This window comes from Streptomyces sp. SolWspMP-5a-2, assembly GCF_900091845.1.
Classification (GTDB): Bacteria; Actinomycetota; Actinomycetes; order Streptomycetales; family Streptomycetaceae; genus Streptomyces; species Streptomyces doudnae.
Map to the genome: position 1 here is coordinate 1 of NZ_FMCI01000374.1, position 19,091 is coordinate 19,091.

At 73.9% G+C, this 19,091-nt stretch carries 17 protein-coding genes and 2 pseudogenes; 4 read left to right on the forward strand and 15 right to left on the reverse strand.

Annotated elements, in window-relative coordinates; genetic code table 11:
* From GA0115242_RS41310 to GA0115242_RS37005, 8 genes and pseudogenes are all read right to left on the reverse strand, one after another.
* Nucleotides 1–190, reverse strand: a pseudogene (locus tag GA0115242_RS41310) (ABC transporter ATP-binding protein); the annotation flags it as partial.
* A complete protein-coding gene (locus GA0115242_RS36975) occupies nt 187–3,000 on the reverse strand; it encodes a DEAD/DEAH box helicase (RefSeq protein WP_093836036.1) in 2,814 nt (937 codons plus the stop codon). The gene GA0115242_RS36975 and the pseudogene GA0115242_RS41310, both read right to left, overlap by 4 nt.
* Nucleotides 3,001–3,446: 446 nt before the next feature.
* Nucleotides 3,447–4,040, reverse strand: a complete 594-nt coding sequence (locus tag GA0115242_RS36980) for a sugar kinase (RefSeq protein WP_093836037.1) — start codon at nt 4,038–4,040, stop codon at nt 3,447–3,449.
* A pseudogene (locus tag GA0115242_RS36985) lies at nt 4,037–5,184 on the reverse strand (ROK family glucokinase). Before GA0115242_RS36985 ends, GA0115242_RS36980 begins: the two are co-directional and overlap by 4 nt.
* Before the next feature lie 155 nt (nt 5,185–5,339).
* A complete protein-coding gene (locus GA0115242_RS36990) occupies nt 5,340–6,131 on the reverse strand; it encodes an ATP-binding cassette domain-containing protein (protein WP_093836038.1) in 792 nt (263 codons plus the stop codon).
* Nucleotides 6,128–7,156, reverse strand: coding sequence for an ABC transporter permease (locus GA0115242_RS36995; protein ID WP_093836039.1), 1,029 nt, complete (start codon nt 7,154–7,156; stop codon nt 6,128–6,130). Before GA0115242_RS36995 ends, GA0115242_RS36990 begins: the two co-directional genes overlap by 4 nt.
* Nucleotides 7,153–8,157: a sugar ABC transporter substrate-binding protein gene (locus tag GA0115242_RS37000; protein WP_093836040.1), complete on the reverse strand. Its 1,005-nt coding sequence runs from the start codon at nt 8,155–8,157 to the stop codon at nt 7,153–7,155. Before GA0115242_RS37000 ends, GA0115242_RS36995 begins: the two co-directional genes overlap by 4 nt.
* A 185-nt stretch (nt 8,158–8,342) precedes the next feature.
* Nucleotides 8,343–9,080: a GntR family transcriptional regulator gene (locus GA0115242_RS37005; protein ID WP_093836050.1), complete on the reverse strand. Its 738-nt coding sequence runs from the start codon at nt 9,078–9,080 to the stop codon at nt 8,343–8,345.
* Between the two features lie 138 nt (nt 9,081–9,218).
* Here GA0115242_RS37005 and GA0115242_RS37010 point away from each other — a divergent pair, with 138 nt between their 5' ends.
* A complete protein-coding gene (locus GA0115242_RS37010; RefSeq protein ID WP_093836041.1) occupies nt 9,219–10,241 on the forward strand; it encodes a Gfo/Idh/MocA family protein in 1,023 nt (340 codons plus the stop codon).
* Between the two features lie 44 nt (nt 10,242–10,285).
* Here the strand turns inward: GA0115242_RS37010 and GA0115242_RS37015 are convergent, their stop codons facing one another.
* Both GA0115242_RS37015 and GA0115242_RS37020 read right to left on the reverse strand, forming a co-directional pair.
* A complete protein-coding gene (locus GA0115242_RS37015) occupies nt 10,286–10,975 on the reverse strand; it encodes a response regulator transcription factor (protein ID WP_093836042.1) in 690 nt (229 codons plus the stop codon).
* A gap of 128 nt (nt 10,976–11,103) precedes the next feature.
* A complete protein-coding gene (locus tag GA0115242_RS37020; protein ID WP_176729984.1) occupies nt 11,104–12,351 on the reverse strand; it encodes a sensor histidine kinase in 1,248 nt (415 codons plus the stop codon).
* Between the two features lie 178 nt (nt 12,352–12,529).
* Here GA0115242_RS37020 and GA0115242_RS37025 point away from each other — a divergent pair, with 178 nt between their 5' ends.
* On the forward strand, nt 12,530–12,730 hold the full coding sequence (locus tag GA0115242_RS37025) for a hypothetical protein (RefSeq protein WP_093836044.1): 201 nt from the start codon (nt 12,530–12,532) through the stop codon (nt 12,728–12,730).
* A 41-nt stretch (nt 12,731–12,771) separates the two neighbouring features.
* On the opposite strand, the gene GA0115242_RS37030 is transcribed toward GA0115242_RS37025, so the two are convergent.
* The 4 genes from GA0115242_RS37030 to GA0115242_RS37045 all read right to left on the reverse strand — a co-directional run bounded on the left by GA0115242_RS37030 (nt 12,772) and on the right by GA0115242_RS37045 (nt 16,927).
* Nucleotides 12,772–13,785 (reverse strand): sugar phosphate isomerase/epimerase family protein, encoded by a 1,014-nt coding sequence (locus GA0115242_RS37030; RefSeq protein ID WP_093836045.1) that lies wholly within the window; start codon nt 13,783–13,785, stop codon nt 12,772–12,774.
* On the reverse strand, nt 13,782–14,885 hold the full coding sequence (locus GA0115242_RS37035) for a Gfo/Idh/MocA family protein (protein WP_218088668.1): 1,104 nt from the start codon (nt 14,883–14,885) through the stop codon (nt 13,782–13,784). Before GA0115242_RS37035 ends, GA0115242_RS37030 begins: the two co-directional genes overlap by 4 nt.
* 117 nt (nt 14,886–15,002) lie before the next feature.
* A complete protein-coding gene (locus GA0115242_RS37040; protein WP_093836047.1) occupies nt 15,003–16,121 on the reverse strand; it encodes a Gfo/Idh/MocA family protein in 1,119 nt (372 codons plus the stop codon).
* Nucleotides 16,121–16,927, reverse strand: coding sequence for a sugar phosphate isomerase/epimerase family protein (locus tag GA0115242_RS37045; RefSeq protein WP_093836048.1), 807 nt, complete (start codon nt 16,925–16,927; stop codon nt 16,121–16,123). Before GA0115242_RS37045 ends, GA0115242_RS37040 begins: the two co-directional genes overlap by 1 nt.
* Nucleotides 16,928–17,038: 111 nt before the next feature.
* Here GA0115242_RS37045 and GA0115242_RS37050 point away from each other — a divergent pair, with 111 nt between their 5' ends.
* Nucleotides 17,039–17,671, forward strand: coding sequence for a TetR/AcrR family transcriptional regulator (locus GA0115242_RS37050; protein WP_093836049.1), 633 nt, complete (start codon nt 17,039–17,041; stop codon nt 17,669–17,671).
* A gap of 143 nt (nt 17,672–17,814) precedes the next feature.
* Here GA0115242_RS37050 and GA0115242_RS37055 read toward each other — a convergent pair whose 3' ends face one another.
* On the reverse strand, nt 17,815–18,435 hold the full coding sequence (locus tag GA0115242_RS37055) for a TetR/AcrR family transcriptional regulator (RefSeq protein ID WP_256089844.1): 621 nt from the start codon (nt 18,433–18,435) through the stop codon (nt 17,815–17,817).
* 55 nt (nt 18,436–18,490) lie between these two features.
* Here GA0115242_RS37055 and GA0115242_RS37060 point away from each other — a divergent pair.
* The coding region (locus GA0115242_RS37060) for a saccharopine dehydrogenase NADP-binding domain-containing protein (protein ID WP_202556471.1) at nt 18,491–19,091 on the forward strand (601 nt) is incomplete at its 3' end.

Below are 19,091 nucleotides of genomic sequence, written 5' to 3' on the forward strand. Positions count from 1 at the left end.
CACGGGCGGGCGGTCCGCCGGGAGCGGGCGGCGGCGCGGGCTCGTCGGCGGAGACGTCGTCCGGTGTCGTCGCCGTGGGCCGCGCGGGCTCCGGCTCCGCCGGGTGTGCCTGGTCCGGTGCCGATTCCCGGGCGTGCCGTTCGCGGGCCTCGCGCAGGGCCCTGCGTGCCTCGTCCGCCGCGCCGGTCACGACGGCCCCCGCAGGGAGACCAGGTCGGTCAGCTCACGGTCGGTCAGTTCGGTGAGGGCCGACTCGCCGGAGCCGAGGATCGCGTCGGCGAGGGCACGCTTGGCCTCCAGCATCCCGGCGATGCGGTCCTCGACGGTGCCCTCCGTGATGAGGCGGTGGACCTGGACGGGCTGGGTCTGGCCGATGCGGTAGGCGCGGTCGGTGGCCTGCTCCTCCACCGCCGGGTTCCACCAGCGGTCGAAGTGGACGACGTGGCCCGCGCGGGTGAGGTTGAGGCCGGTGCCCGCCGCCTTGAGGGAGAGGACCAGCACCGGGGTGGCGCCGTCCTGGAAGCGGTCCACCATCCGCTCGCGCTCCGGGATCGGTGTGCCGCCGTGGAGGAGGTCCACCGGGACCGCCCGTGCCGCGAGATGGGACGTGATCATGCGGGCCATGCCGACGTACTGGGTGAAGACGAGCGCCGAGCCGTCCTCGGCGAGCACGGTGTCCAGGAGTTCGTCCAGGAGGGCGAGCTTCCCGGAGCGGCCGAGCAGGCGCTCCCCGTGCGCGTCCTCCTTGAGGTACAGCGCGGGGTGGTCGCAGATCTGCTTGAGGGCGCCGAGCAGTTTGAGGACCAGGCCACGGCGGGCGATGCCGTCGGACGTCTCGATGGCGAGCAGCGACTCCCTGACCACCGCCTCGTAGAGCGCGGCCTGTTCCCGGGTGAGCGGCACCGGGTGGTCCGTCTCGGTCTTCGGCGGCAGTTCGGGGACGATGCCGGGGTCCGACTTCTTGCGGCGCAGCAGGAACGGCCGTACCAGGGCGGCGAGTCGGGCCACGGCCTCGTCGTCCTCGCCGTTCTCCACCGCGCGCGCGTGCCGGGCGCGGAAGGACTTCAGGGGGCCGAGCAGGCCGGGTGTCGTCCAGTCGAGGAGGGCCCACAGCTCCGAGAGGTTGTTCTCGACCGGGGTGCCGGTGAGGGCGACCCGCGCCGGGGACCCGATCGTGCGCAGCGCCTTCGCGGTCGCCGAGTAGGGGTTCTTGACGTGCTGGGCCTCGTCCGCGACGACCATCCCCCAGGCATGGTCGGCGAGGGTGGGCGCGGCGGCGCGCATGGTGCCGTACGTCGTCAGGACGAAGCCGCCGGTCACACCGTCCAGGCTGCGGTCGGGGCCGTGGAAGCGGCGGACCGGGACCCCGGGGGCGAACCGGGTGATCTCCCGCTGCCAGTTGCCCATCAGGGAGGCCGGGCAGACGACCAGGGTGGGTTCGGGGCGGACCCGCTTCAGGTGCAGCGCGATCAGGGTGATCGTCTTGCCGAGGCCCATGTCGTCGGCGAGGCAGCCGCCGAGGCCGAGGGAGGTCATGAGGTCGAGCCAGGCCAGGCCGCGCAGTTGGTAGTCCCGGAGGGTGGCGTCCAGGCCGGGTGGTGGCGCGGCCGGGCGCACCCCGGCCGTGAGGCGGTCGCGCAGGGCGGCCAGCGCGCCGGTGGGCACCGCCTCGACCGTCTCGCCGTCGACCTCGGCGGTGCCGGTGAGCGCCACGGAGAGCGCGTCGACCGGGTCGAGCAGGCCGAGATCGCGCTTGCGCGCCTTGCGGACCAGCGCCGGGTCGACGAGCACCCACTGGTCCCGCAGCCGTACCACCGGTCGGTGCGCCTCGGCGAGCGCGTCCATCTCGGCGTCGCTGAGCGGATCGCCGCCGAGCGCCAACTGCCAGCGGAACTGGAGCAGTTCGTCGCCCTCGAAGAAGCCGGTGCCGTCGGTCGCGGAGCCGGGGGCGGGGCGGACCACCGCCGCGGCGGTCAGGTCCTGCGCGAGGTCGCGCGGCCAGTGCACGGCCACCCCGGCCGCCGCGAGCCGGGTGGCGGCGACCCCGAGCAGCTCCCCCACCTCCGTGTCGGAGAGGGCGAGGACGTCGGGCACGTCCTGCTCGGCGAGCCGGTCGAGGGGCGCCCAGACGCGGGCCGCCCGGCGCACGGCGAGCGCCGCGTCCACCCGCGCGCGGGGGCCGAACACGGCGTCCGCGCCGCCCGCCCAGAGGGTCGCCGCGTCGGTCACCAGGGTGGGGTCGGCGAGGCTGTGTACCTGGACGATCGCCGCGCCCGCGCCGCGCGCCTCCCCGGCGGTGTCGAAGAGGTCGTGGGCGGAGAGGTCCAGGCGGAGCGAGACGCGGACGCCCGCGTCCATCCCGGCGGCGACCTCCGCCGCCCAGTCCTCGGCGTCGGGCAGGCGCTGCGGGCGGCGGTCGGCGAAGGGCCTGCCGCAGGTGTGCGGGGCGGCCGGGGTGCGGGGGAGGGTGTCCGCGACGGCGTCGAGGAAGGCGCGGACCAGGGCCTCGGGGTCGGGCAGCCGGAGCGGGCCGGGACCCGGCAGCGGGACCGGGTGGCCCTCGGCGGGCAGGGCGGCGGCGACCTCGCGCAGGTGGGCGATGTCGCCGGGTTCCAGCGGTCCCGCCCGCCAGGCGTCGTGGCCCGAGGCGGTCAGGCCGGGCAGCAGCCGTCCGCGCGCGGTGAGGCCCAGCGCGTGCAGGGTGGCCGCGCCCCAGCAGGCGGTGGCCGGGTGGGCGGCGGGGTCCCGGCGGGCGCGGGCGAGCAGGGGCAGCGCCTCGGCGACCGGCAGGGTGAGCGCGGGGACGGTCCTGCGGCGGACGCCCGCGCCGTGCGGGCGGACCACGGTGAGCTGGGTGTCCTCGGCGGGCAGCGGGCCGTCCTCCGGGTCCCAGAAGGCGATCAGGCCGTCCCTCGGCAGGGGTGCGGGCAGGAAGACGGCCGCGAGCCGGGTGGGCACCCGCTCCCCCGCCGCGCCGACCGCCTCGGCCGTGTCGCCCATACGAACTGTCACCTCCCGCCCGCCGTGTCGGATCAGACGTCTACGACTCTACGGGCGGCCTCTGACAATCGGCCCCGACGACGGCCCCGCGCCCCCTCGGCGGCCGGTCGCCCCCGGCCCGGCATCCGTTCCGGGGCCCACGCGGACGCGGTCCGCGCCAGGCTCGTCACCGTGCGCGGATTCCGTCCGGCTCACCACCGTGCGGATCCGCCCGGAGCTGCGCCGAGCCCGCGTTCCCTCCGGATCCTCGTTCTGTCCAGAACCTCGCCGAGCGCGCGTTCCGTCTGGATCCCCGTTCCCTCCGGAACCTCGCCGAGCGCGCGTTCCGTCTGGATCCCCGTTCCCTCCGGAACCTCGTTCCCTCCGGAACCTCGCCGTGCGCGGATTCCGTCCCCGCCCGGCCCGCCGCCGTCCCGCAGCCGCCCGGGGAAGGCCGCTCCCGCCCGTCAGGGGATCGTGCGGGAGACGACGTACACCATGGGGAACGTCGGGTTGTAGGTGTTCACGACCACGTCCTGGGTCGGCTTGGGGTTCTTCTGCTTGTTGACGAGGCCGTAGTACTCGCCGCCGCGCGAGCCGGGCCCGGAGAACTCCCAGCCGATGATCTTCTGGTCCCGGGTGCTGATCGTCAGGTCGCCCTTCTTGAGGTCGGCCTGGTCGACGCCCAGCTCCTTGAAGAACGCGTCGAGCCCGTCGTGCGTCGTCTGGAACTGCACGTAGAGGCGGCTGGTCTTCCAGTTGTTGGTCTCGTAGTAGGCGACCTTGTTGGACGGGTGCGGGATCGGCACCTCGTAGAGGCGGCGCTGCACCTTCGAGGGCCAGCCCTCGGTGAGGCCGGTCGCCGAGTACTTCGCCTCCTTGTCCTTGCCGCTCTGCCTGCTCTGGTTGGCGGAGATCACCAGATAGCCCGCCGGGACGCCGATCAGCAGCACGATGATCAGCAGGGTGAGCGCCCGGCGCCGGTTGCGGTGCCTGCGGTCCTCGGGCGGCCTGGGCGGTTCGTCCGGCGGGGCGGCCTGGCGGGGCAGCGACGCGGTCACGCGCTGTCCTGGGACGAGCGGCGGGCCTCCACGTACCGCTCGTACCGCTCGTAGCGCTCGACCCGGCGGCGGTTGGCGCGCCGGAACCTGCGGGCGACCAGGCGGGCGAGGTCGGCGGCGCCCACCATGCCCGCCTCGGGGCCGAGTTGCGCGCGGGTGATGCGGGCCTCGGGGCGGTAGCCGCGGCCGGTGAGGTGCCGCCTGAAGGCGTCGCGCGCGGGGCCGATCAGCAGGTCGTCGGCGGCGCTGACGCCGCCGCCGATCACGAAGCACGACGGGTCGAGGGCGGCGGCCAGGTTGGCGATGCCGACGCCGAGCCACTGGCCGATGTCCTGGAGCAGCTCGATGCACATCGCGTCGCCCTCGCGGGCCAGCTCGGTGATCATCGGGCCGCTGATGTCGCCGATGTTGCCCTTGACGTGCTCGATGATCCCGTAGGCGACCGGGGAGTCGGCGGCGGCCAGCTCCCTGGCCTCGCGGACCAGCGCGTTCCCCGAGCTGTACTGCTCCCAGCAGCCGCGGTTGCCGCACGGGCAGCGGTGTCCGCCGGGGACGACCTGCATGTGGCCGAACTCGCCCGCGACGCCGTACTTGCCGCGCTTGACCTGGCCGTCCTCCAGGATGGCCCCGCCGATGCCGGTGCCCAGCGTGATCATGACCAGGTGGTCCTCGCCGCGCCCCGCGCCGAAGCGCCACTCGGCCCAGGCGGCGGAGTTGGCGTCGTTGTCGACCAGGACGGGCACGGCGAGCCGTCCGGCCAGCCGGTCGCGCAGCGGCTCGTTGCGCCAGGACAGGTGGGGGGCGAACAGCACGCGGTTGCGGTCGGCGTCGACCCAGCCCGCCGCGCCGATGCCGACCGCGTGGACGTCGTGCCGGTCGGAGAGGTCGAGGACCAGCTCGACGATGGTGTCCTCGACGACCTTGGGGCTCTTGGACTTGTCCGGGGTCTCGGTGCGGACCTTCTCCAGGATGTTGCCGTCGGCGTCGACGACGCCCGCCATGACCTTGGTGCCGCCGATGTCGATGCCGACCGTGGGGACCCGGGGGCCGTCAGGTGGGAGCGGCGTTCCCGGGTGCCCACGGTGCGGAGTACCGGGGCCCGGCGTGAGCCGATGGGGGCGGTGAAGTCGCGGTAGGTGCTCATCGGGCTCGATTCTGCCGCACGCCCGTCCCGGGTGCCGAGCGGGGGAGCGAAGGCCGGTACGGGATCGGTACGGGAGCGGGACCGGAACGGTGTGCGAGCGGTGACGGGCCGGGGCGGACGCGGTGTGGCCGCGCGCGCCCCCGCCGCCGCCCGCCTCAGTCCCGCGCCAGTTCGTGCCGCAGTGCCTCCAGGTCGCTGCCGCCCGCCATCTGCGCGGTCAGCTCCTCCAGGGTGATCCCGTCCCGGGTGTGGTTGCCGACCATCGTGCCGCGCCTGAGCAGCACGAACCGGTCCCCCACCAGGTACGCGTGGTGCGGGTTGTGGGTGATCAGGACGACACCGAGGCCCCGGTCGCGGGCCGCCGCGACGTACTTCAGGACGACGCCTGACTGCTTGACCCCGAGCGCCGCCGTCGGTTCGTCCAGGACCAGGACCTTCGCGCCGAAGTGGACCGCGCGCGCGATGGCCACGCACTGGCGCTCGCCGCCGGACAGGGTGCCGATGGGCTGGTCGACGTCCCGGAGGTCGATGCCCATGCGCAGCAGCTCGGCGCGGGTCGTCTCGCGCATGAGGTCGATGTCCATGCGCTTGAAGGGGCCCACGCCCTTCCTGGGCTCGGAGCCGAGGAAGAAGTTCCGCCACACCGGCATCAGCGGGACGACGGCCAGGTCCTGGTAGACGGTGGCGATGCCGAGGTCGAGCGCCTGGCGCGGGGAGGAGAGCAGCGTCTCCTCGCCGTCGACGCGCAGGACGCCGTCGTCATGACGGTGCAGTCCGGCAATGATCTTGATCAATGTTGATTTGCCGGCGCCGTTGTCGCCCAGGACGCAGGTGATCTCGCCCGGACCCACTTCGAGGGTGACGCCCTCCAGCGCCCGGACGTTGCCGTAGCGCTTGCTGACACCGGTCAGCTCGATCAGCGGCGCGGGGCGCCCGGTCGTCGTCACGCGGTGGCCTCCGCCCGCTTGCGGACCCAGGCGTTGAGCAGGGTCGCGAGGAGCAGCATCGCTCCGAGGAAGAACTTGAACCAGTCGGGGTTCCACTCGGCGAAGACGATGCCCTTGCTGGTCATGCCGAACAGGAGCGCGCCGACCGCCGAGCCGACGGCGCTGCCGTACCCGCCGGTGATCAGGCAGCCGCCGATGACGGCCGCGATGATGTAGATCAGCTCATTGCCGACGCCCTCGCCCGACTGGACGACGTCATAACTGAACAGCAGGTGTTGACCGGAGATCCAGGCGCCGAGTCCGACGCCCATGTAGAGGCCGATCTTCGTCCTCTCCACCGGGACGCCGACCGCGCGGGCCGCGTCCTTGTTGCCGCCGACGGCGAAGATCCAGTTGCCGACACGGGTGCGCAGCAGGATCCAGGAGGCCGCCGCGACCAGGGCCAGCCACCACAGGATCGTCACCTTGAAGTCGACGCCGCCGACGGTGAGCGTGGAGGCGAAGACCACGCGGGCGGAGGAGAAGCCCTGCATGTCGGCGATCGACTTCGTCGACACCGTGCTGTCGATCAACTTGGTCAACCCGAGATTCAATCCGGTCAACATCAGGAACGTGCCGAGCGTGACGATGAAGCTGGGCAGCCGGGTGCGGGTCAGCACGAAACCGTTGAAGGCACCGATGGCCAGGCTGACCAGGAGGGAGACGCCGACACCGACCCAGGTGTTGGCGGTCGCCTGGTAGCTGAACATGGAGGAGACCAGCGCCGAGGACGTCACCAGGACGCCGGCCGACAGGTCGAACTCGCCGCCGATCATCAGCAGCGCGACCGGCACCGCCATGATGCCGATCGTCGAGGAGGCGTAGAGGACCGTGCTGAGGCTGGTGGGGCGCAGGAAGCCGTCCGCGAGCACGGCGAAGAAGACGAACACGGCGAGCGCGCCGACGACCGAGCCGAGTTCGGGCCTGCCGAGCAGCCGACGCAGCGGCGAGCTGTGCAGAATCCTTTCATCAGAGAGCGCGCTCATCGGGTGCCCCGCTTCGTGTACTCCTCCAGCGCGGCGGCGTCGTCCTTGGTGACGATCTGCGGTCCGGTCAGCACCGGCCGCCCGCCGCCGAGGACGTCGGAGTTGTAGCGGTACAGCCACAGCAGGTCGACCGCCTCGTACCCCTGGAGGTAGGGCTGCTGGTCGACGGCGAAGCCGAGCCTGCCGGACTTCAGACCGGCGGCGACCTTGGCGTTGAGGTCGAAGGTGTCGATCTCGGCGGAGCTGCCCGCGTCCTGCTTGGCCTTGGCCGCGGTGTCGGCGTAGGGGGCGCCGAGCGTGACGACGGCGTCCACGGACGCGTCGGACTGGAGCTTGGCCTCGATCGCCGACTGGACGTCGGGCATGTTGGTGCCGTTGACGTAGAGGCTCTGGACGTCGCCGTCGAAGGTCTTGCGGACCCCGGCGCAGCGCTGCTCGTGGCCGACGTTGCCCTGCTCGTGCAGGACGCAGAGGACCTTCTTGCGGCCGCGTTCGTTCAGCTCGTCGCCGACGGCCTCGCCCGCGACGCTCTCGTCCTGGCCGACGTGGGTGAGCGCGCCGAACCTCTGGGACTCGGCCGAGCCGGAGTTCACGGTGACGACGGGGATGCCCGCCTTCCGGGCGCGCGCGAGGGCGGCCTTCAGCGCGTCGGGCTTGGCGAGGGTGACGATGATCCCGTCGACCTTCTTGTCGACGGCCGCGTCCACGAGCTGGGCCTGCTGCTGGGCCTCGTCGTCGTGCGAGTAGAGGAAGTCGACGTTGTCCTTGACGGCGGCCTGCTCGGCGCCGCTCTGCACGATGTCCCAGAAGCTGTCGCCGTCACCGGAGTGGGTGATCATCGCGAAGGTCCAGCGGGGTGTGTTCACCGCCGCCCTGCCCTGGGCCGCGGCGGCGGCGCGGGCGTCCTCGGCGCGTTTGCCGCCGGTGCTGCTGCAGCCGGCGGCGGACACGGTCAGTGCCCCCGCCAGCGCGATTCCCGCCCAGGTACGAAAGCGTGCCACGAGGCCGTGCCCTTCTTGCTGTGTTCGGTGGTGCGCACAGGACGGTGGGGTCACCCGGAAGCGACCCCACCGATCCCAAACCACCCATTATCGAACACACCGAGCACCCGGCCACGACCGGGTGGGACATCTCGGTCACATTGTCCGGACAATGTGAGAAACCGGGCACCGGCCCGGACGGCGCGTCAGGAGCGGACGAGGAGCTGGAACTCGAAGGAGTAGCGGGAGGGCCGGTAGGTGTGGCTGCCGAACTCGACCGCGCGGCCGGTGTCGTCGAAGGTGACGCGCTGCATGGTGAGCAGCGGGGCGCCCTCCGGCTCGGCGAGCCGCTCGGCCTCGGCGGCGGTCGCGGCGCGCGCGCCGATGGACTGGCGGGCGCTGTGCAGGGTGATCCCGACGGCGCGCATCATCCGGTACAGGCCGGTGGCCTCCAGTTGCGCGGTGTCGAGGTCGAGCAGGCCGGGCGGGATGTGGTTGCAGAGGTACGCCATCGGCTCGCCGTGCGCGAGCCGCAGCCGCTCCACCCGGTGCACCTCGCTGCCCTCGGCCACCCCGAGGGCGGCGGCGATCTCCGCGGTGGCCGGTACGGTCGTGTTGACCAGCACCTTCGTGGCGGGGCGCTGGCCCGCGGCCTCCAGGTCGTCGTAGAGGCTGCTGAGTTCGAGGGGGCGTTTGACCTGGCTGTGCACGACCTGGGTGCCGACCCCGCGGCGGCGCACCAGGAGGCCCTTGTCGACCAGCGACTGGATGGCCTGCCGGACGGTGGGCCGGGACAGGCCGAGCCGGGCGGCGAGTTCGATCTCGTTGCCGAGCAGACTGCCGGGGGTCAGCGCCCCGTGCTCGATGGCCGCTTCGAGCTGCTGCGACAACTGGAAGTACAACGGCACCGGACTGCTCCGGTCCACACTGAGGTCGAGCGACACGGTCGGGTCCACTTCTGGTTTCGGCACGGGCCGAGCGTAGCTCTGTGCGTAGTTGACGGGAAGTTGTGTAGTCCGATTGTCCGGACATGACCGTGGACAGCGTTGACAGCTCACGGTCCCGCACCGCACTTTGTTTCCATGCGCATCGGGGTCATCGGGACGGGCCGCATCGGCAGGATCCACGCCAACACGCTCAGTCGCCATCGGGAGGTCGGATCGCTGATCCTGACGGACAGGGATCCGGCACGGGCCCAGGAGCTCGCCCACCGGATAGGCGAGACGGCGGCGCCGGGGGTGGACGAGATCTTCCGGTGGGGGGTGGACGCGGTGGTGATCACCGCGACGACGTCCGCGCACGCCGAGCTGATCGGCCGGGCGGCCCGCTCGGGCCTCCCGGTGTTCTGCGAGAAGCCGATCGCGCTCGACCTGCCGGGCACCCTCCAGGCGATCGCCGAGGTGGAGACCGCGGGGACGGTCCTGCAGATGGGCTTCCAGCGCCGTTTCGACGCCGGGTACGTCGGCGCCCGCGAGGCCGTGCGGTCGGGCCGCCTCGGGCGGCTGCACACCGTGCGCGCGCTGACCAGTGACGAGAAGCCGCCGCTCGCCTCCTGGCTGCCGCTGTCGGGCGGGTTATACCGGGACACCCTGATCCACGACTTCGACGTGCTGCGCTGGGTGACCGGGCGCGAGGTCGTCGACGTGTACGCCGTCGGGTCCGACGCCGGGCCCCCGATGTTCCGCGAGTCCGGTGACGTCGACACGGGCGCCGCGCTGCTGCGGCTCGACGACGGCACCATCGCCACCGCCACCGCGACCCGGCTCAACGGCGCCGGGTACGACGTCCGCATGGAGCTGGCCGGGGAGCTGGACCAGATCGTCGTCGGGCTGGACGACCGGACGCCGATCGCCTCCACCGAACCGACCGGGCCCCCGGCCGCCGACAAGCCGTGGTCGTCCTTCCAGGAGCGTTTCGGGCCCGCCTACGAGGCCGAGCTGTCCGCGTTCGTGGAAGTGGTGCTCGGCCGCCGCGTGAACCCCTGTGACGGGCGTGAGGCCCTCCAGGCGCTGCGGATCGCCGAGGCGTGCGAGGTCTCCCGTCACGCGCGCCGCCCGGTCGCCCTCTCGGAACTGCCGGGCGGCGTGGAGTGGGCGATCGGCTGACGGCCCCGGCGGGCCACCGGTCCCTCCGCCCGGCGGGCCGCGGGTCAGGGCGCCCGGTGTCCGTCCCCGTCCGCTGCGTCGAGCAGTCCGGCGTCGTGCGCGAGGAGCGCGATCTGGACCCGGTTGTTGAGGTCCAGCTTGGCGAGGGCGCGGGAGACGTGGGTCTTGACCGTGGCCACGCTCATGAACAGGGCGGCGCCGATCTCGGCGTTGGACAGTCCCCGGCCGACCGCGACGGCGACCTCGCGTTCGCGGTCGTTGAGGGAGCCGATGAGCGCACGCGCGCGCGTGCGGCGGGTGTCGGCCGCGTTGCCGACGGCGTGCTCGACCAGCCTGCGGGTGACGGCGGGCGACAGGACGGGGTCGCCGGAAGCGACCCGGCGGACCGCGTCGACGATCTCGGCGGGCGGGGTGTCCTTGAGGACGAACCCGGCGGCGCCCGCGCGCAGGGCGCGCAGCACCTGCTCGTCGGCGTGGAAGGTGGTGAGGACGACGATCTGGGGCGCCTGCTCGCGGGAGCGCAGCCGCTCGGTGGCGGTGAGTCCGTCCACCGACGGCATCCGGATGTCCATGAGGACGACGTCCGGCCGGGTGCGGTCGACGAGTGCCTCCACCTCGGAGCCGTCGGCCGCCTCGCCGACGATCTCGATGTCGTCCGCGCCGCCCATCATCAGGGCCAGGCCGGCCCGCACCAGGGGATCGTCGTCCACCAGGAGCAGTCTGATCGTTGTCATGGTCCTTACGTAATCACGGTCGGGCCGGGTGGTGGGAACGGCGTCCTGGCGGCCGGGCGGGGCGTGGTGGCGCGGGCCCGCGCCCGGTGGTGCACCGGGGCACGCGCGCGGGGCGTCGCGGCCGGTGCTCACCCCCAGGGCAGCCAGGAGCGGACCGCGAAGCCGCCGTCCCGCTCGGTGCCGTGCTCCAGGCGGCCCCCGGCCAGCGTGGCGCGTTCGGTGAGGCCGATGAGGCCCTGTCCCGAGCCGGGGACGGAGGGCACGTCGCCGTCGGGGGCGGGGTTGCGGACGGTCACCGTGAGGCCCTCGCCCGGCGCGCCCGTGACGGTGACGGTGACCTCGGTGCCCGGGGCGTGCTTGCGGGCGTTGGTGAGGGCCTCCTGGGCGATGCGGTAGGCGGTGCGGCCGACCGACGCGGGCACCCCGGCCGGCTCGGTGACGCGGTTGTCGAGGGCGACCTTCATCCCGGCCTCGCGGGACTCGGTGACCAGGGCGTCGAGCGCGGCCAGCGTCGGCTGCGGGCGGCCCGCCTCGTCGCCGTCGCCGGTGCGCAGCACGCCGATGATCTCCCGCAGGTCCTGGAGGGCCTCGTGGGCGCTCTCCCGGATGACCCCGGCGGCGCGGACGATCTCCTCGCGGGGCGCGTCCGGGCGGAACTCCAGGGCGCCCGCGTGCACGCTGAGCAGGGTGAGCCGGTGGGCGAGGACGTCGTGCATCTCGCGCGCGATGGACTCGCGGGCCAGCCGCTGGGCCCGCTCCGCCCGCAGGAACGCCTCGGTCTCGGCGCGGCGGGCGCGGTCGCGGAGGCTCACCATGAGCTGGCGCTTGGAGCGCACGAACATGCCCCAGCCGATGACCGTGACGGTGAACAGGCAGGTGAAGGAGACGACGGCGGTCCAGGACAGGTCGGGGTCGGGGCGCACCCAGAAGTAGAGCGGGGTGAGGACGAGGCTGATGCCGCCGATCCAGGCGACGTACCGGAAGGGGCGGTGCACGGCGAGCGTGAACAGGATGATCATCGCGGCGCCGCCCGCGGTGGTGGAGACCAGGCCGGTGGGGATCATGGCGACGGCGAGGCCGACGGGCCAGCGGCGGCGGGCCCAGACCGTGGCGCAGGCCAGCGCGCCGACCACCTGGTCGACGGTGGCGACCCCGGGCGGCAGGTCGGCGTGCGTGAGGCTCTGCGCGCCCGCGAGGCCGACCAGCACGGCGATCAGGAACGCGCTGAAGTCCACCAGCCAGTCGCGGGCGGTGCGCCGGGGGCGGCGGCCCTCGGGCAGCGCGTCCGGGTCCAGCTCGTGCAGGACCGCGGACGGCAGCAGCCATCGGCGCTCGGGGTACGTCTGCGGCAGCGGGGCCGCCTTGTCACCACTCACGGTCGACCAATGTATGCGGGTGCGAAGGTCGGGGCCGTGCGCCGGCCGGGATCTCCGACGAAAGTTCCGGTGCCGTGGACTTTCGGCGCGGCGGGCACCGGCGGCCGCCGACTTCCGGCGGGCGGCGGGCTCCGGGCGGCCGACGCGGGCGGCCTGGCGCCGGGGCGAGGGTGGGGGCATGAAGCGATTGCTGGAGATTGCGGGGCTCGTCGCGCTGGCGCAGGGCGCGCTCGGGCTGCTGCACGAGGTCACCGGCTGGGAGACGGGCGTCGTGCACCGGCTCGGGTTCCTGGACGGCAAGGAGGTCTACGCGAACGTCACGCTGCTGGTGCTGGCGTTCGCGCTGTTCGCGGCCGCGGGCAGCCGGAAGACGCGCTGAGCGGGCCGGTGCCGCGATGCCGCGGCCCCGGCCCGGTCGTCCTACTGGTTGCTGAACGCGGCGTCGAAGGAGGCTGCCGGCACCGGCCACAGCAGGGAGCGGACGAAGGTGACCGCCTCGGCGGCGCCGTGCAGCCGGTCCATCCCGGCGTCCTCCCACTCGATGGAGACGGGGCCGTCGTAGCCGATGGACTGCAGGGCGCGGAAGGAGTCCTCCCAGGGGACGTCGCCGTGGCCGGTGGAGACGAAGTCCCAGCCGCGGCGGGGGTCGCCCCAGGGCTGGTGGGAGCCGAGGACCCCGGCCCTGCCGTTGCGCGGGCGCAGCCGGGTGTCCTTGCAGTCGACGTGGTAGATGCGGTCCTTGAAGTCGGTGATGAAGCCGACGGGGTCGATGTTCTGCCACATCATGTGGCTGGGGTCCCAGTTGAAGCCGAACGCCTCGCGGTGGCCGACGGCCTCCAGGGCGCGGACGCTGGTCCAGTAGTCGTAGGCGATCTCGCCGGGGTGGACCTCGTGCGCGAAGCGGACGCCCTCGTCGTCGAACACGTCGAGGATCGGGTTCCAGCGGGCGGCGAAGTCCTCGTAGCCCGCGTCGATGACGGAGGCGGGGACCGGCGGGAACATGGCGACGTAGGGCCAGATCGACGAGCCGGTGAAGCCGACGACCGTGTCGATGCCGAGCTTGCGGGCGACCCGGGCGGAGCGCTTCATGTCCTCGGCCGCGCGCCCGCGCACGCCTTCCGCGTCGCCGTCGCCCCACACGTAGGGGCGCAGGATCGCCTGGTGGCGGAAGTCGATGGGGGCGTCGCAGACGGCCTGGCCCGCGAGGTGGTTGGAGAGGGCGTACGCCTTGAGGCCGTGCCGGTCGAGGATCTCCAGGCGGGAGGCGGCGTAGGCGTCGTCCTCGTCGGCGCGGCGGAGGTCGAGGTGGTCGCCGGAGGCGGCGATCTCCAGGCCGTCGTAGCCCCATCCGGCGGCGAGCCGGGCGACCTCCTCGAAGGGCAGGTCGGCCCACTGGCCGGTGAAGAGGGTGACGGGGTGCGTGGATGCGGTCATGTGCGGTCCTCGTTCGCGGGGGCGGTGTCGATCCAGGCGCCGTGGTCCCGGGCGGAGGCGAGCACGGCTTCGGTGAGGCGGGCGGCGCGCAGGCCGTCGTCGAACGTCGGCATTCCGTCGGGGTGTCGGCCCCCGACGGCGCTGTAGACGTCGGCGACGAAGGCGGAGAACGCGTCCTGGTAGCCGAGCGCGTGCCCGGCCGGGAGCGGGGAGACGCGGGCGGAGTCGGGGGCGTCGCGGTCGGGGTCGCGCAGCAGTGTGCGGGAGCCGTGGCGGCGGCCGATCCACAGCTCCTCCGGGCGCTCCTGCTCGAAGCGGAGGCTCTGCCGGGTGCCGTGCAGCTCCAGCGTGAGGGCGTTCTTGCGGCCGGGCGCGAGCTGGCTGACCAGGAGGGTGCCGAGGGCGCCGTCGTCCAGTTCGACCAGGAGGGCCGCGATGTCCTCGTTGGTGACCTCGCGGCCGCCGCGGTGGGCGTGGACGGTCCTGGTGCGGGCGGCGAGCCGGTGCACGCGCCGCCCGGTGACGAACTCGATCAGGTCGCACAGGTGGGAGCCGATGTCGGCGAAGGCGCGGGACGGGCCCCCGGCGGCGCTGTCGGCGCGCCAGTTGTCGTCGCCCGGGTCGAGCAGCCAGTCCTGGAGGTAGGCGGCGTCCAGGGTGAGGATCGTGCCGAGCCCGCCCTCGGCCACTAGGGCGCGGGCCTGGCGTGCCATGGGGTGGTAGCGGTACACGAAGGGCACCGCCCCGACCTTTCCGGCCTCGCGGGCGGCGCGGACCAGGCGTTCGGCGTCCGCGGCCGTGGTGGCGAGCGGCTTCTCGCAGATGACGTGCGCTCCCCCGGCCAGCGCGGCCAGGGTGTGTTCGGCGTGCAGCCGGTTCGGGCTGCACACGTGGACGACGTCGAGGTCGTCGGCGGACGCCAGGGTGCGGGCGTCCGGCTCGCAGCGTTCGACGCCGAGGTCGTGGGCGGCCTGCTTGCCGCGCTCGGGCGTGGAGCCCGCGAGGGCCACGAGCCGGGCGCGGGCGGCCCGGCTCGCGCGGGTGTGCACGGCCGCCATGAAACCGCCGCCGATGAATCCGGCGCGGAGGGGTGGGTTCACTGGGTGGCTCCGTCGGGTGGGTGGAGAGGTCGGTCCTTCGGGCGGGGTCGGGCGGTCGGGCGCGGCCACCGGGCGGCCGGGCCGGGCGGGTCGCCCGGTGGCCGCGTCACAGGGTGCTCAGAGGGTGGCCGCGAAGGGGTCGCGGTCCTCCGGGACGAGCGGTATCGCGCCGACGGTGCTGGTGACGGGGACGGTCTCGCCCGAGCCGACCGCCGCGTCGACGGCCATCAGGGTGTCCAGCACGTGGTATCCCAACTCGCCGGTGGCGATGTGGGGTCGACCGGCGCGCAGGGCCCGCGCCAGGTCGAGGACGCCCAGCCCGCGTCCGGCCTCGACGCCGGTGGACGCGACGACCTCCCACTCGGGCTCCTGCCCGCGCCGCGGGACGCGGGTGATGCGCACCTCCCCGCCGAAGGTGTTGGGGTCGGGCAGCACCATCGTGCCCTCGGTGCCGGTGACCTCGACGAACCCGGTGCGGGTGAGCGGCGAGTCGAAGCTGAAGACGCTCTGGCTGACGCCTCCGCCCTCGAACTGGGCGAGCGCGGAGACATGGGTGGGGACGGCGACGGCGAACTCGGTGCCCGCCCGGTCGCCGCTCCTGACGGTGCGCACGGTGCGCGCCGTCGAGCCGACCCCGGCGACCCGGGTGACCGGGCCGAAGAGGTTCACCAGGGCGGTGACGTAGTAGGGCCCCATGTCGTAGAGGGGGCCCGCGCCCGCGGCGAACAGGAACTCGGGGTTGGGGTGCCAGAGGTCGGGTCCCGCGTACTGCATGACGGTCTGCGCGGAGAGCGGGGTGCCGATGTCGCCGCGGGCGATCGCCCGGCGGGCGGTCTGCAGGCCGGGGCCGAGGACGGTGTCGGGTGCCACGCCGACCCGCAGTCCGGCCTCCGCCGCCCGGTCGAGGAGGGCGCGGGCGCTCTCCCGGTCGACGGCGAGGGGCTTCTCGGACCAGACGTGCTTGCCCGCCGCGACGGCCGCCGTGCTGACCTCGGCGTGGACGGCGGGGACGGTCAGGTTGACGACGAGGTCGACGTCGGGGTGGGCGAGGACGTCCTGCGCGGTCCCCCACCCGGGGACGCCGTAGGCGCGCGCCTGGGTCTCGGCGCGGGCGGTGTCGAGGTCGCCGACGACGACCACCCGCAGGTCGGGGAAGCGGGTGAGCTGGGTGAGGTACTGGTCGCTGATGTTGCCGGCGCCGATGACGCCGACGCCGACCGGGTTGCGCGCGGTCATCAGACGATGCCCTTTCCGTTCAGGTAGGCGACGCCCGCCCCGATGCCCTCGAAGATGTCTCCGTCGTAGTGGTCGAACTCCAGGACGGCGAACTCGGCGTCGGGGGCGGCGTCGAGGGAGGCGTCCAGCGGGATCTCGCCCCGGCCGGCCGCGACCTGGCGGGTGTCGGCCGCGTCGAAGGGCTCGCCCGAGGTGAAGGGGTCGTCGATGACGGCGCCGTCCTTGACGTGCAGCGCCCGCACCCGGGAGCCGAGGCGGCGCAGCAGGGCGACGGGGTCGTTGCCCGAGGCGGAGGCCCAGTAGAGGTCGATCTCCAGGGCGACGGCCGGGTCGAGGCGGTCGGCGAAGTGGTCGAAGGCGTTGACGCCGTCGACGGTGTGCGCGAACTCCTGGGAGTGGTTGTGGTAGCCGACGGTCAGCCCGTGGACGGCGGCGCGTTCGGCGGCCGCGTTGAGGAGGGCGGCGGTGCGGGCGATCTCCGTGCCGTCGGCCCAGCGGGCGGCGGGCACGAAGGGGTCGTAGACGGTCCGGAGGCCGAGCACGCGGGCCGCTTCGAACGTCTGCTCAAGGCTGGGGACGGGGGTGCCGTCGCCGTGCTCGGGCGAGAGCAGGGTGGCGTGCCCGGTGCGGGCGGAGAGGCCGTGCCGGGCGAGGGCGTCGGCGAGTTCCTGGGCGCGGTGCACGAAGCCGTACACCTCGACGTTGCGCAGCCCCAGGGCGGCGAGCCGGGCGAGGGTGCCGTCCTCGTCCTGTTCGAGGGCATGGCGGGTGGAGTAGAGCTGGACCGACAACTGGGGTGTGGGCATGCGTGATTCCTCCCGGAACGGACATGTCGCGGTACGGCGGGCGTGGTGGTGCGCCAGGAGACAGAATACCGACAGGGGTGTCGGTTTCTAGAGGTGGTTAGCATTCAACACATGACAAAGTCCGCCACGGCGCGACAGGGCACGGCTTCGCGCAACTACCCCAAGGGCGAACGGCGGCGCGCCCAGATCATCGAGGCCGCGTTCACCGCCTTCGGGCAGGTCGGCTACCGCAACGCGAGCATGGTGCAGCTCGCCGCCGCCTGCGGGGTCTCCCGGGCGGGGCTCCTGCACCACTTCCCGACCAAGGAGTCCCTGCTGGAGGCGGTCCTGGAGCAGCGCGAGCGGCAGGACGACGCGCACTTCTTCCGCGCGGGGGCGGCGGGCCGCGACGGGCTGGAGTACTTCGCCAGCATGGTCAGGCTGGTCGCGCACAACCAGGCCAACCCGGTGATCGTGAGCCTGTTCGCGGTCCTGTCCAGCGAGGCGACGGCGGCGGACCACCCGGCCCGCCCCTACTTCGTCGCCCGCTACGAACGCGCGCGCGGCCAGATGCAGGCGGCCATCGACGACCTCGCGGAACGCGGCCTGCTGCGCCCGGACGTCGACCCGACCGGGCTCGCCGCCGACCTGATCTCCCTCATCGACGGGCTCCAGGTCCAGTGGCTGCTGAGCCCGGACACCATCGACATGCCGAGCCACCTGCGCAACATGCTGCGCAACGTGATCCGCGTCGAGGTGCCCTAGGGCGAGCCCGCACGGCCCCCTCCGGGCGGACGACGGGACCGTGCGGACACGCCCCAGGCCCTCACCTGCTCCGGCCGGGACGGGCCGGGCCCCGGCCCGCGCGAGGAACGCCCGGACGGCACCGGCGCGGAGGGGCGCGGGGCTCAGCGCAGGAGCTGGCGGGTGAGCGCGTCCGCGGCCCAGCCCTCCCAGCGCGACGGCTCCCAGCCCCGCGCCGTCACCAGGGAGCCGTAGGTCTCCGGGCCGAGCAGGGCCGTCGCGACGGCGGCGGCGGACGCGGCGTCGGCGCCGTCCCGCAGGGCTCCCCCGGCCTTCTCCACCAGCGCCTCGGCGAACCGCAGTTGGACGGTGTGCCGCTGCTCCTCGTTGGTCCGCCACAGCTCGGCCAGCTCCGGGTCGGCGGCAGCGGCGGCCCGCACCACCTCGAGGACAGCAGCGGCCCGCTCCAGGATCTGCCGGGCGCCCGCCGCCTGGAGGGCGAGCTGGGCGGCGGCGGACGGCTCGGCGAGGACCGCGCGCGCCCAGGGCCGGTCGAGCGTGGCGACCGGGTCGGTGTCCCCGGCGACGGCGCTGTCCAGCACCTCCTTGAGCACGGCGCGCTTGGTGCCGAACGTGAAGTACACGGTCTGGACGCCGACTTCGGCGGCGCGCGCGATGTCCTCGACGGTCGTCCTGGTCCAGCCGCGCTCGACGAAGAGACGGTGGGCGGCATCGAGCATCCGCCGCCGGGTGCGGAGGGTCTTCTCGGCGCGGGTGGGGGGCACGGGCGCGGCTCCTCGACTTTGACTGTAGTGGCACTACAGTGTATCTCATTGGAGTATGACTACAGCGAAAATCCCGGGAGCCGGTCCGGCGGGGCGGATCCTGGTGGTGGGCGGCCACGGCGCCGTCGGCACCGTCGTCGTCCGGGCCCTGGACGCCTGGTTCCCCGGCCGGGTGCTGCCCGCCGGGCGCGACGAGGCGCGGGCGCGGCGGACCGGCGGGGTCCGGGTGGACGTCGGCGACCCGGACGGGTTCCGGCGGCTGCTCGACCGGGGCGGCGTGGCCCTGGTCGTGCTCTGCGTGGAGCCCCGGGACGCGACGGTCGCCCGGCTCTGCCTGGAGCGCGGGGTGGGCCTGGTCGACGTGGGCGCGACCGCGCGGCTCCTGGACGGGGTCACGGCCCTGGGCGAGACCGCCGGGCGCGCGGGCGCCCCCGCGGTGCTCAGCGTCGGCGTCGCGCCGGGCCTCACCAACCTCCTCGCGCGCCGGGTCCACGAGGCCGTCGGCGGCGCCGACCGCGTCGACCTGACCCTGCTCCTCGGGGCGGGCGAACGCCACGGCGCCGACGCCCTGCGCTGGACCGTCGAGGGGCTGGCGACGCCCGTCCCGGCCGCCCCGCCCGGGTCGGACTGCCGGACCACGGCACCAGGACCGCCCA

What these genes read in the sequence shown, in the direction of transcription:
- GA0115242_RS36975 (WP_093836036.1), bottom strand. Translation starts at nt 3,000, where the DNA reads ATGGGCGACACGGCCGAGGCGGTCGGCGCGGCGGGGGAGCGGGTGCCC.
- GA0115242_RS36995 (WP_093836039.1), bottom strand. Translation starts at nt 7,156, where the DNA reads ATGAGCGCGCTCTCTGATGAAAGGATTCTGCACAGCTCGCCGCTGCGT.
- GA0115242_RS37010 (WP_093836041.1), top strand. Translation starts at nt 9,219, where the DNA reads ATGCGCATCGGGGTCATCGGGACGGGCCGCATCGGCAGGATCCACGCC.
- GA0115242_RS37015 (WP_093836042.1), bottom strand. Translation starts at nt 10,975, where the DNA reads ATGACAACGATCAGACTGCTCCTGGTGGACGACGATCCCCTGGTGCGG.
- GA0115242_RS37025 (WP_093836044.1), top strand. Translation starts at nt 12,530, where the DNA reads ATGAAGCGATTGCTGGAGATTGCGGGGCTCGTCGCGCTGGCGCAGGGC.
- GA0115242_RS37030 (WP_093836045.1), bottom strand. Translation starts at nt 13,785, where the DNA reads ATGACCGCATCCACGCACCCCGTCACCCTCTTCACCGGCCAGTGGGCC.
- GA0115242_RS37040 (WP_093836047.1), bottom strand. Translation starts at nt 16,121, where the DNA reads ATGACCGCGCGCAACCCGGTCGGCGTCGGCGTCATCGGCGCCGGCAAC.
- GA0115242_RS37045 (WP_093836048.1), bottom strand. Translation starts at nt 16,927, where the DNA reads ATGCCCACACCCCAGTTGTCGGTCCAGCTCTACTCCACCCGCCATGCC.
- GA0115242_RS37050 (WP_093836049.1), top strand. Translation starts at nt 17,039, where the DNA reads ATGACAAAGTCCGCCACGGCGCGACAGGGCACGGCTTCGCGCAACTAC.